General features: G+C 71.8%; 11 protein-coding genes and 1 pseudogene. 4 read left to right on the forward strand and 8 right to left on the reverse strand.

The features are described 5' to 3' along the window. Positions 1–4: 4 nt before the first annotated feature. Genes JF597_RS37310 through JF597_RS37345 form a run of 8 tightly spaced genes read right to left on the reverse strand, consistent with a single transcriptional unit; the run spans position 5 to position 6,846 of the window. Complete coding sequence (locus tag JF597_RS37310; protein ID WP_294006350.1) at positions 5–1,999, reverse strand: NADH-quinone oxidoreductase subunit L; 1,995 nt, start codon at positions 1,997–1,999, stop codon at positions 5–7. Beyond that, positions 1,996–2,373 (reverse strand): NADH-quinone oxidoreductase subunit NuoK, encoded by a 378-nt coding sequence (nuoK, locus tag JF597_RS37315; RefSeq protein ID WP_294006353.1) that lies wholly within the window; start codon positions 2,371–2,373, stop codon positions 1,996–1,998. The genes JF597_RS37310 and nuoK overlap by 4 nt, the downstream gene beginning before the upstream one ends. After that, a complete protein-coding gene (locus tag JF597_RS37320; RefSeq protein ID WP_294006377.1) occupies positions 2,373–3,029 on the reverse strand; it encodes an NADH-quinone oxidoreductase subunit J in 657 nt (218 codons plus the stop codon). The genes nuoK and JF597_RS37320 overlap by 1 nt, the downstream gene beginning before the upstream one ends. Before the next feature lie 5 nt (positions 3,030–3,034). Then, complete coding sequence (locus tag JF597_RS37325) at positions 3,035–3,607, reverse strand: NADH-quinone oxidoreductase subunit I (protein ID WP_294006356.1); 573 nt, start codon at positions 3,605–3,607, stop codon at positions 3,035–3,037. Beyond that, positions 3,607–4,575 (reverse strand): complex I subunit 1 family protein, encoded by a 969-nt coding sequence (locus tag JF597_RS37330; protein ID WP_294006359.1) that lies wholly within the window; start codon positions 4,573–4,575, stop codon positions 3,607–3,609. The genes JF597_RS37325 and JF597_RS37330 overlap by 1 nt, the downstream gene beginning before the upstream one ends. Further along, positions 4,572–5,828, reverse strand: coding sequence for an NADH-quinone oxidoreductase subunit C (locus JF597_RS37335; RefSeq protein ID WP_294006362.1), 1,257 nt, complete (start codon positions 5,826–5,828; stop codon positions 4,572–4,574). The genes JF597_RS37330 and JF597_RS37335 overlap by 4 nt, the downstream gene beginning before the upstream one ends. Further along, complete coding sequence (locus tag JF597_RS37340; RefSeq protein WP_294006364.1) at positions 5,825–6,445, reverse strand: NADH-quinone oxidoreductase subunit B; 621 nt, start codon at positions 6,443–6,445, stop codon at positions 5,825–5,827. Before JF597_RS37340 ends, JF597_RS37335 begins: the two co-directional genes overlap by 4 nt. Beyond that, positions 6,436–6,846: an NADH-quinone oxidoreductase subunit A gene (locus JF597_RS37345; protein WP_294006367.1), complete on the reverse strand. Its 411-nt coding sequence runs from the start codon at positions 6,844–6,846 to the stop codon at positions 6,436–6,438. The genes JF597_RS37340 and JF597_RS37345 overlap by 10 nt, the downstream gene beginning before the upstream one ends. Before the next feature lie 249 nt (positions 6,847–7,095). Between JF597_RS37345 and JF597_RS37350 the strand changes: the two genes are divergently transcribed. The 4 genes and pseudogenes from JF597_RS37350 to JF597_RS37365 all read left to right on the forward strand — a co-directional run. Continuing rightward, complete coding sequence (locus tag JF597_RS37350) at positions 7,096–8,286, forward strand: sensor histidine kinase (RefSeq protein WP_294006369.1); 1,191 nt, start codon at positions 7,096–7,098, stop codon at positions 8,284–8,286. 154 nt (positions 8,287–8,440) lie between these two features. Next, positions 8,441–9,811 (forward strand): sensor histidine kinase, encoded by a 1,371-nt coding sequence (locus JF597_RS37355; RefSeq protein ID WP_294006379.1) that lies wholly within the window; start codon positions 8,441–8,443, stop codon positions 9,809–9,811. A 259-nt stretch (positions 9,812–10,070) separates the two neighbouring features. Then, positions 10,071–10,778: a response regulator transcription factor gene (locus JF597_RS37360; protein ID WP_294006371.1), complete on the forward strand. Its 708-nt coding sequence runs from the start codon at positions 10,071–10,073 to the stop codon at positions 10,776–10,778. A gap of 201 nt (positions 10,779–10,979) precedes the next feature. After that, positions 10,980–11,211: pseudogene (locus JF597_RS37365) on the forward strand (2-oxoglutarate ferredoxin oxidoreductase subunit alpha); the annotation flags it as partial.

An 11,211-nucleotide genomic window follows, 5' to 3' on the forward strand; every position in this document is an offset into this window, starting at 1 on the left:
CTGCTCACGCTCCCGTGGCGACGAGGAGGACGGCGACCGCCAGGACGACGGTGCCGGCGAGCAGCGCGCTCACATAGGTCTGGACGTTGCCGGTCTGGGCCCGTCGTACGGCGGTGCCCAGCAGGCGCGGCAGGGCTGCCGCACCTCGGACGTAGGTGTCGACGACCTCGCGGTCGAGGAACTGGACGAGGCTCGCGGCGGCCAGCACCGGGCGGACGAACAGCGCGTCGTAGACGGCGTCCAGGTGGAACCCTTCCGCCGCGTGCCGGTGCAGCGGGCCGAGCAGCTGCCGGCCGGGGTCCGCCGGGTCGGGCGCGTAGGCCACGTCACCGAACGCGGGCCTGTGGGCGGCGATGGCCTCGGCCTCGACCAGTCCGGCGTCGCCCTCCGGGTGGGCGGCGACCGCGCCCAGCGGGGCGAGGGCGGCCGACGTCCTGGTGCGCTGCCAGGCGCCGTAGGTGACGAGCCCGCCGACGAGCGCGAGGCCGGTGCCGAGGACCGAGGTGGTCAGGGTCGGGGTGAGGGCACGGCCGTCGAACCAGCCGGGCAGCGACCGGTAGGCGAACCCGCCGAACGCGAGGGACGGCACGGCCAGGACCCACAGGACCACGGTCATGGACAGTGGCTGCCTGCCGTGGTCCGGTGCCTCGGCACCCCGGCCCCGGAAGGTGAGCAGCCACAGCCGGGTCGCGTAGGCGGCGGTGAGCAGGGCGGTGGCCAGGCCCGCGACCAGGACGATCCAGCCGGCGCTGCCGGGGGCGTGCTCGGTGTGACCGGTGGCGACGTGCTCGGCGGCGCCGAGGACGGACTCCTTCGAGAAGAAGCCGCTGAAGGGAGGGATCGCGGCCAGCGCGAGCAGGGCCACGGTCATCGTCCAGTAGGCGTCCGGGACGCGGTCCCGCAGCCCGGACGTGCGGGACATGACGGCCAGCGAGTTGGTGCCGGAGGCGTGGATGATCACGCCTGCCGCGAGGAAGAGCAGCGCCTTGAAGGCGCCGTGGGACAGGAGGTGGAAGACGGCGGCACCGCGGTCGCCGACGGCGAGCGCGCCGGTCATGTAGCCGAGCTGGCCGATCGTCGAGTAGGCGAGGACCCGCTTGATGTCGTCCTGGGCGAGGGCGGCGAGGGCCGAACCGATCATCGTGACGGCGCCCATGGCGGCGAGGACGACCATCACGGCCGCACTGGCCTCGAAGACCGGAAGGAGACGGGCGACGAAGTAGACGCCGGCGGCGACCATCGTCGCGGCGTGGATCAGCGCGGAGACGGGGGTCGGGCCGGCCATCGCGTCGGGGAGCCAGGTGTGCAGCGGGAACTGCGCGGACTTGCCGGCCACGCCGCACAGGAGCAGCAGGCCGACGAGGGTGGGATGGTGCAGTCCGCCGTTCGCGACGGTGCCGAGGACCGTGGTGATGCGGAACGACCCGGCGTCGGTGGCCAGCGCGAACAGGCCGATCAGGAACGGCACGTCGCCGAGCTTGGTGACCAGGAAGGCCTTGACGGAGGCGGCGCGCGCCTCGGGGGTCTCCCAGTAGTGGCCGACCAGGAAGTAGGAGCAGATGCCCATGACTTCCCAGCCGACCAGCAGCACGATCAGGTCACCGGAGTAGACGACCAGCAGCATCGCGGCGGTGAACAGGGAGACGAGGGCGGCGTACGAGGGGTAGCGCGGGTCGTCCCGGAGGTAGCCGGTCGAGTAGATCTGCACGCAGGCGGCGACGAAGGCGACCAGGACCGCGACGAGGGCGGCGAAGCCGTCGATGTGCAGGGCGAGTTCGATCGGGACCGAGCCGGTCGGAGTGAGCTCGGTGTGGGCGTCCACGGCCTGGCCGCCCCCTTGGCCGGCGGCGACCGTGCAGGCGAGGGCCAGCGCGGCGAGCGTCGGCAGGACCGCCAGCGGGCGGACGAACCCGGGTGCGGTGCGCCCCAGGAGCAGACCGGCGGCGGCGCCGAGGAACGGCAGGAGGGGGACCAGGACGGCGAGGGTGGTCGTGGTCACGCGGTGGCCTCAGCCTTCTCGTCGGCCGTCCCGCCCTTGGGCGTACCGCTTTCGTGGCCCTCGGCGGTGTCGCGGAGCCGGTCGATGTCGGAGGTGCCGCGGTTGCGGTAGACGGCGAGGACGATCGCCAGGCCGATGCCGATCTCGGCGGCGGCGATGGCGATGGTGAACAGGGTCAGCGCCTGACCCGAGTGCAGGGTGTCCCGGGCGGCCTTGCTCAGCCAGACGTCGAAGGCGACGAGGTTGAGGTTGACGGCGTTGAGCATCAACTCGACCGACATCAGGACCAGGATCGCGTTGCGACGGGCGAGGACGCCGTACAGGCCGGTGCAGAAGAGGAGAGCGGAGAGAACGGCGGGATAGGCGAGGTGCATCAGCGGGCGCCTTCCTGCTCGGGTTCCTGCTGGGCCTCTTCCCCGATCGGGTGAATCCCGGAATCCGTGACGGAGGGGGAACCCTGCGTGACGGCCCGGCCGTTCACAGGGGGCGGGGCCGGCTCCGCCTTCGCCTTCCGGGACAGGACGATCGCTCCGACCAGGGCCGCGAGGAGGAGGACGGAGAGGGCCTCGAAGGGCAGGACCCAGTTCTGGAAGAGGCTCGCACCGGTGACCTTCGTCGAACCGGCGGCGGCGCCGTCCAGGTCGATCCAGGTGGTGCGGAAGGCGTCCACGACCACCCAGACCAGAGCGGCCGCCGCGGACACGGCGACTCCCAGCGCGAACCAGCGGTTCCCGGAGTCGGCGTCCGGGGAGCGGCCGATCGGGGCCTTGGTGAGCATCAGACCGAAGAGAAGGAGGACGACGACGGAACCCACGTAGATGAGGACCTGCACCCAGGCGATGAACTCGGCGGTGAGCAGGAGGTATTCGACGGCGAGTCCGCCAAGGGCGACCACCAGCCACAGGGCGGCGTGCACCAGCTGGCGGGTGGTGACCGTGACGAGCGCGGCGCCGAAGGTGACCAGGCCCACGAGGAGGAAGGCGACCTCCACACCGGTCGGGGACAGGAAACCGTGCGGCGCTTGAGCCATGGCGGTCACGACTGCCCCTCCCCCGGCTCGGCGCGGTCGTCGGACGGCTCCGTCTGCGCGGCGGCGAGCTTCTCGGCGGTCTTGCGGGCGGCTGCGATCTCCTTCGGCTCCTCCGCGCCGGGGTCGAGGGCGGGCGGGGCGGGCACCGTCCACATCCACTCGCGGAGCTTGTCGCGCTCGTGGGTGAGCTCGCGGATGTCGGTCTCGGCGTACTCGAACTCCGGTGACCAGAACAGGGCGTCGAAAGGACACACCTCGATGCAGATACCGCAGTACATGCACAGGGAGAAGTCGATGGCGAAGCGGTCCAGGACGTTGCGGCTGCGTTCACGGCCGCCCGGGGCCGCCGGCGGGACGGTCTCCTTGTGGGAGTCGATGTAGATGCACCAGTCGGGGCACTCACGGGCGCAGAGCATGCAGACCGTGCAGTTCTCCTCGAACAGCCCGATCACACCGCGGGTGCGGGGCGGGAGGTCGGGAAGGGCGTCCGGGTACTGCTCGGTGACCGACTTCCGGGTCATCGTGCGCAGGGTGACGGCCAGGCCCTTGGCCAGGCCCGAGCCAGGGATGGGGGCCACTAGGAGATCACCACCTTGACGACGCCGGTGAGGGCGATCTGGGCGAGAGAAAGGGGCACGAGAAGGGTCCAGGAGAACTTCTGCAACTGGTCCTCGCGCAGCCGGGGATAGGTCACGCGGAGCCAGATCACGACGAAGGCGAGGAGCGCCGTCTTCAGAAGGGTCCACAGCCAGCCGAGGCCGTCCGCACCCCACGGGCCGTGCCAGCCGCCCAGGAAGAGGACGGTGGTCAGGCCGCACAGGACGACGATCCCGGCGTACTCGGCCAGCAGGAACAGGGCGAAGCGCAGGCCGGTGTACTCGGTGTACGCGCCGAAGATGATCTCCGAGTCGGCGACGGGCATGTCGAAGGGGGGCCGCTGGAGTTCCGCGAGGCCGGCGACGAAGAAGACCAGGCCGCCGGTGATCTGCCAGGGCAGCCACCACCAGTGGAAGGCGCCGACGATACCCGGCAGGGAGACGGTACCGGCCGCCATCGCCACGGAGGCGGCGGCGAGCAGCATCGGGAGTTCGTAGGCAAGGAGCTGGGCGGCGGTGCGCAGGCCGCCGAGAAGGGAGAACTTGTTGGCGCTGGCCCAGCCGGCCATGAGCGAGCCGAGGACGCCGACGCCCATCACGGCCAGCACGAAGAACACACCCGCGTCCAGAACCTGGCCCACGGCACCCTCGCCCGGGCCGATCGGGATGGCGAGCAGTACGAGCAGATACGGGAGGAGGGCCACCGCGGGGGCCAGCTGGAAGACGCGGCGGTCCGCGCCCGCCGGGACCACGTCCTCCTTCTGCGCGAACTTCACGCCGTCGGCGATCAGCTGGGCCCAGCCGTGGAAGCCACCGGCGTACATCGGGCCGAGGCGGCCCTGCATATGGGCCATCACCTTGTGCTCGGTCTGACCGACGATCAGAGGGAAGGTGAGGAAGACGACGAACACGACGAGGAGTCGCAGGGCGACGTCCAGAGCGTCGTTCACTGCGGGCCTCCTGAGGGGTCGTCGTGGCGGGCGGGGTGTTCGGGGTCGGTGTCGTCGGGGGCCGGAGCTTCGGGGGCGGCCTCAGGGGTGGGGGTTTCGGAGTCCGGTGCCTTCGGGGCCGATGGTTCAGGGGCGGGCTCCCCGGGCGTATCGCCCTGCGGTCCCCCGGCCTCCGGTTCGTCGAAAGCCGGACGTGCGTGGTGCCACGGCGCGTCCGAGCTGCGGGGGGTTGCGGGGCGGGCCGGGGTGGCCGGCACCGCCGGCGTGTCCGGCTCCGTCTCCGTCCCCGGCTCCGTTTCCGGCGCACGCTGGGAAGCGGAGCCGCCCGAGGCAGTACGCGCCCTGCGTGGCCCCCGCGGAGCAGCCGACGGCCCCGCCGCCCGGGCGGCCCCCTCCGCGCCGGCGCGTTCCGCAACGGCCTCCTCGGTGGGCGGCGCGCCCTGCGCAGCGGAGGCTGTCCGCTGCGAAGCGGACCCCGCGCTCGCGCTCCGTGCCCTGCGCGGAGTGGCCGTCGGTCCCGCCGCACCCGGCGTCGCAGTCGCCTCGGCCGCCTCGGCCGCCTCGGCTGCCTCCGCCGCTTGGCTCGCCGAGCCTTCCGCGGCCGTGCGGGAGCGCCGCACCGGGCGGTCGCCGGCTGCGCGGCCTGCTGCGGTGCGGGCCGGACGGGCGGGGGCGGCCGGGAGCTGGCCCTTGAGGGGACCCCACTCGTTCGGGTCGGGGACGCCCGGGGGGAGCATCTGGCGGCGCTTGGGGCCGCCGTGGTCGGACTCGCCCGGTTCCTTGGCGCCGGGCCAGGCCTTGGCGACGCGGGCGGCGAGCACGAAGTCCTTGCGGAGAGGGTGGCCCTCGAAGGTCTCCGGGAGGAGGAGGTGGTCCAGGCCGGGGTGGCCGGTGAAGCGGACGCCGAACATCTCGTGGGTCTCGCGTTCGTGCCAGCGGGCGCCCGCATAGACGCCGACGGCGGACGGGAGTTCGGGGGCGGCGTGCGGGACGGTCGTGCGCAGGAGCAGGCGGCGGACCGGGGCGAGGGCGACGACGTGGGCGGAGACGCGGAAGCCGGTGCCGGGTTCGTCGACCGCGCTCAGCCAGTCGAAGTAGGTACAGGAGAGGGTCGTTCGGGCGATCTCGAGGGCGGCGAGCCAGGAGGAGGGAGGGACGTCGACCGTCAGGACGTCGTAGGACTCGTCGGCCGTGGCTCCGGTGCCGAAGAGCTCCTCGACGGGGGCGGGCAGCCAGCCGGCCGGGGCCGTCATCGCGCGTCCCCCTCGCCCTCGGCCCCCGTGACGGCCGGCGGCCGGACCACGCCGCTCTGGAGGGCCGCGGCGGAGGGGCGGGGGGTGCCGTAGCGCTCCCCCAGGGATTCCGCCGCGATCTTCTCCTGGAGTTTGAGGATGCCCTGGAGGAGTGCCTCGGGGCGCGGCGGGCAGCCGGGGACGTAGACGTCGACGGGGATGATCTGGTCGACGCCCTTGGTGACCGAGTAGGAGTCCCAGTAGGGGCCGCCGCAGTTCGAGCAGGCGCCGAAGGAGATGACGTACTTCGGTTCGGGCATCTGCTCGTACAGGCGCTTGACCGCCGGGGCCATCTTGTCCGTGACCGTGCCCGAGACCACCATCAGGTCGGCCTGGCGGGGGCCCGGCGCGAAGGGGATCACGCCGAGGCGGATGAAGTCGTGGCGGGCCATCGACGCGGCGATGAACTCGATCGCGCAGCAGGCGAGACCGAAGTTGAAGACCCAGAGCGAGTAGCGGCGACCCCAGTTGAGGACGACCTTCATCGGTTCGGGGGCGAGGCGGGCGAGCGTGCCCAGCCGCTTCGGCTCCGGCAGCGGAACAGGCTCCGACGCGGTCGCGTCCGGCGTCACGTCCATGTCAGGACGCCCTTCTTGTATGCGTACAGCAGGCCGACGGCGAGGAAGCCGAGGAAGACGAACATCTCCACGAGCGTGGTCGCGCCGTAGCCGGGGGCGGCGAAGACCGTCGCCCAGGGGAACAGGAAGATCGAGTCGACGGCGAAGATGACGTAGAGGAAGGCGTAGACGTAGTAGCGGACCTGGGTGTGGGCCCAGCCCTCGCCGACGGGATCGACTCCGCACTCGTAGGTGAGGAGTTTCTCGGGCGTGGGGACCACCGGGCGCAGCAGCCGGCCGGCGCCGAAGGCCACGGCGACGAAGACCACGCCGACCAGCGTCAGCAGTCCCACGACCGAGTAGGACGCGAAGTAGTCCGCGGCGAGGACCGCGGTCGGTTCACCGCCCACCGTCTCCCTCATCGCGCGTCCCTCGCTCCCTCGACAGACCACGGGCCCGACCGGCCCGGTGCCGTGACCTCAGTCAACTCTTGATTCGACGATCTGTACGCACGGGAGTCTAGGCCCTGATAAAGACACGGTAAGCAGGCAGTCACACGGTGGGACACGGTGGAGGTCCGGGACCGGGGCCGCCTGGTGGGGTTTTCCCCAGGGTGGCCCGGGCGGGGAACTCCATGGCGTCGTGCGATGGCACACGGCACGCTGGCGCATATGACCGCACCCGTACCCCGATCCCTCAGCCTCGCCGACGACGGAGAGGACCGCGAGCGACTGCCGCCCGTGCGCTTCGCCTTCGACGGTCACACGTGGAAGGAGATCGCACACCTCCTGCTGAACCTGCCGATGTCGCTGTTCGGCTTCGTCTACGTCGTCACGACGGTGTGGGTGAGCGGTGTACTGACGCTGACGGTGATCGGCATCCCCCTGCTCGCCGCGACCCTGCTGGGCGCCCGGCAGCTGGGGAAGCTGGAGCGGGCACGCGCGCGTGCGCTGCTCGGGGTGCGGGTGGAGGAGCCGACCCCGTTGCCGTGGAGCCGGCGCGGTGCGGGCTCCGGGCGGCTGTGGCTGACGTTGAAGGACCCGGTGGGCTGGCGGACGCTGCTGTACGACTTCATCCGGCTGCCGTGGGGGGTCCTCACCTTCTGCGTCACGCTGGTCTCCCTGTTCGTGCTGTGGCCGGTGCTGCCGTTCGTCGCGCGCGGGCTGGCCAACGTGGACCGGGCGATGGTGCGCGGCCTGCTGTCGCCCTCCGACGAGCTGGAGCGCCGTATCGCCGAACTGGAGTCGGACCGGGGGGTGGTCGTCGACACGGCCGCCGCCGACCTGCGGCGCATCGAGCGGGACCTGCACGACGGCGCGCAGGCCCGGCTCGTCAATCTGGCGATGGGGCTCGGCCTGGCGAAGGAGAAGCTCCTGGAGGATCCCGACGCGGCCGCCGCGATGGTCGAGGAGGCGCACGGCGAGGTGAAGCTGGCGCTGCAGGAGCTCAGGGATCTCGCCCGCGGCATCCATCCGGCGGTGCTGACCGACCGGGGGCTGGACGCGGCGCTGTCGTCGGTCGCCTCGCGCTGCACGGTGCCGGTCCAGGTGACCGCCGACCTGCCGTCCAGACCGGCGCCCGCGATCGAGGGCATCGCCTACTTCACCGTCTCCGAGCTGCTGCAGAACATCAGCAAGCACAGCGGGGCGCGTACCGCCGCGGTGGACGTGTGGCGGGCCGACGACCGGCTGCTGATCCAGGTACGGGACGACGGGCGCGGCGGGGCGAGCCTGGACGGCGGCTCCGGGATGCGCGGGCTCGCGGACCGGCTGGGCGCGGTCGACGGCCTGTTCGTCGTCGACTCACCGGTCGGCGGCCCCACCACGGTGACCGCGGAGCTGCCCTGGCGCGACCGGGCGTAAAACAGCGCACAGGACAGCACGTGGGGCGCGGGGGTGGGGAAAACCCCCCGTTCAAGACGCCGACGGCCTCCATGGCTCCCCGACCTGTGACGGAGCAGGGTGGAGCTACGGCAGGACAGGGCCGATGAGGCTGGAACAGGACGGGGCGGCGCCGATGGCCACGGAGTACGGACACGAGTACGGACACGAGTACGACGGGTACGGGCGGGACCGCGGATACGGCCACGAGCCGTACGGCGGGCGTCGGCACCGGGTCCCGGCGGTGCTGCGGGCGCCGTTCGAGGCGCGCAGCTGGCGTGAGTTCGGCTATGTCCTGCTGGGCCTGCCGGTGGGCGTCACGCTGTTCGTGTGGACCGTGACGATGCTGTCCCTCGGTGTCGGGCTGCTGGTGACCTTCATCGGGATCCCGCTGCTGGCGGTGGCCCTCGCCGGGTGCCGCGGCTTCGGGGCACTGGAACGGACACGCGCGCGTGCGCTGCTGCGGCTGGAGGTGGCCGACCCGGAGCCGCTGCGGATGCGCAAGCCGGGGCTCTTCGCCTGGGTCGGCGCGGTACTGAAGAGCGGCACGTCCTGGCGTCACCTGCTGTACGCGGTCCTGCAGTTCCCGTGGTCGATGTTCTCCTTCGTCGTCGCCCTCAACTTCTGGGCGTACGGCTGGGCCCTGTTGACGTATCCGCTGTGGTTCTGGGTGTTCCCGATGTGGGCCGGGCAGGGCGGGCTCCAGCTGTACGGCGACGCTCACCACAGCGTCTACCTCGACAACCCGTTCGAGATCACGGTGACCGCGCTGGTGGGGCTGCTGTTCACGCTGGCCACGCCGTGGATCGTCCGGGCGCTGACGCTGGTGGACCGGGTGATGGTGAACGGGCTGCTGGGGCCGTCGAAGCTGGCGTCGCGGGTGGTGGAGCTGGAGTCGGACCGGGGGGTCGTCGTGGACACCGCCGCCGCCGATCTGCGGCGGATCGAGCGGGATCTGCACGACGGGGCGCAGGCACGGCTGGTGGCGCTGGCCATGGATCTGGGGCTGGCGAAGGAGAAGCTGCGGGAGGATCCGCAGGTCGCGGCGCGGATGGTGGACGAGGCGCACGGTGAGGTGAAGACCGCGCTGCAGGAGCTGCGGGACCTGGCCCGCGGGATCCATCCGGCCGTGCTGACCGACCGGGGGCTGGACGCGGCGCTGTCCGCGGTGGCCTCGCGGTGCACGGTGCCGGTGCGGGTGGAGGTCGACCTGGCGGAGCGGCCGGCGGCGGCGATCGAGGGGATCGCGTACTTCACGGTGTCCGAGTTGCTGCAGAACGTCAGCAAGCACGCGCGGGCGACCGAGGCGGCGGTGGATGTGTGGCGGAGCTCGGACCGGTTGATGCTGCAGGTCGTGGACGACGGGGTCGGGGGTGCCGACACGGCGCGGGGGTCGGGGCTGGCGGGGCTGGCCGAGCGGCTGGACGCGGTCGACGGGATTCTGGTGGTGGACTCGCCGGTGGGCGGCCCTACGCGGGTGACGGCGGAGCTGCCCTGGCGTGGCTGAGGGCGGTTTCTCGCCCCCGCCGCCCCTGCCCGTCCCGTCCTCCAGGGGGTGGGCCCCTTCGACCGCCCGTTTCGGGGGCTGCCGCCCCCGGACCCCCGCTTCGGCCTGAACGGCCTCGTCCTCAAACGCCGGACGGGCTGGAGGGGGTGCGGGGCCGTTTTCCACCGCGCCCCGCGGCCTGTTTTGGTTCGCCTCCTGTCGTTACCCGCACGCGCCCCGATCCGAATGCTGGAATGCTGGACTTTCGGACAGGGCAGGCATGTACGCCGGACGGGGTGCGGGGGGACGGGAGATCGTGGAGGACAGGGTGCGGGTGGTCATCGCCGAGGATTCGGTGCTGCTCAGAGAGGGGCTGACCCGGCTGTTGACCGACCGGGGGCATGACGTCGTCGCGGGCGTCGGGGACGCGGAGGCGCTGGTCAAGACCATCGCCGACCTGGGTGCCCAGGACGCGCTGCCGGACGTCGTCGTCGCGGATGTGCGGATGCCGCCGACACACACCGACGAGGGCGTGCGGGCCGCCGTACGGCTGCGGAAGGCGCATCCGGGGCTCGGGGTACTGGTGCTGTCGCAGTACGTGGAGGAGCGCTACGCCACCGAACTGCTGGCCGGTTCCAGCCGGGGCGTGGGATACCTGCTGAAGGACCGGGTCGCCGAGGTGCGGGAGTTCGTGGACGCCGTGGTGCGGGTCGCCGAGGGAGGTACGGCGCTCGACCCGGAGGTCGTCGCCCAGCTGCTGGGCCGGAGCCGTAAGCAGGACGTGCTTGCGGGCCTGACCCCGCGGGAGCGGGAGGTGCTGGGGCTGATGGCCGAGGGACGGACGAACTCGGCGATCGCCCGGCAGCTGGTCGTGAGCGACGGAGCCGTCGAGAAGCACGTCAGCAACATCTTCCTCAAGCTCGGGCTCTCCCAGAGCGACGGTGACCACCGGCGTGTTCTGGCCGTTCTGACGTATCTGAACTCCTGACGGTCCGACGGCACGTGTCGGCACCGGAAGGCGGCCAGGGGGAGGGAAAATCACGACAAGTCAGGGCGAAAGGTCGTCTCAGAATTCCGTCCAGTATGCGAGCGGGCTCGGGAAGGCGACCCTAACCGACGTAGGGTTGATTACGGGATGGTCCGCGGGACGGCCACGCCCGGACAGCCGCCTCGAAGGAGGTCCAGTTCAGTGACCAGCCAGGTCAGCAGGACAACGGAACAGGCCGACGGAACCGTCGTTGGAGAGCAGCGCAAGCCGGGCGGTGTGAAGGCCGTCCGGCGCCTCGATCGGGTGATCATCCGGTTCGCGGGGGACTCGGGTGACGGTATGCAGCTCACCGGTGACCGGTTCACGTCGGAGACCGCGTCCTTCGGCAACGATCTGTCGACCCTGCCGAACTTCCCCGCCGAGATCCGGGCCC

The organism is Streptomyces sp. (genome assembly GCF_019510245.1).
Taxonomy (GTDB): domain Bacteria; phylum Actinomycetota; class Actinomycetes; order Streptomycetales; family Streptomycetaceae; genus Streptomyces.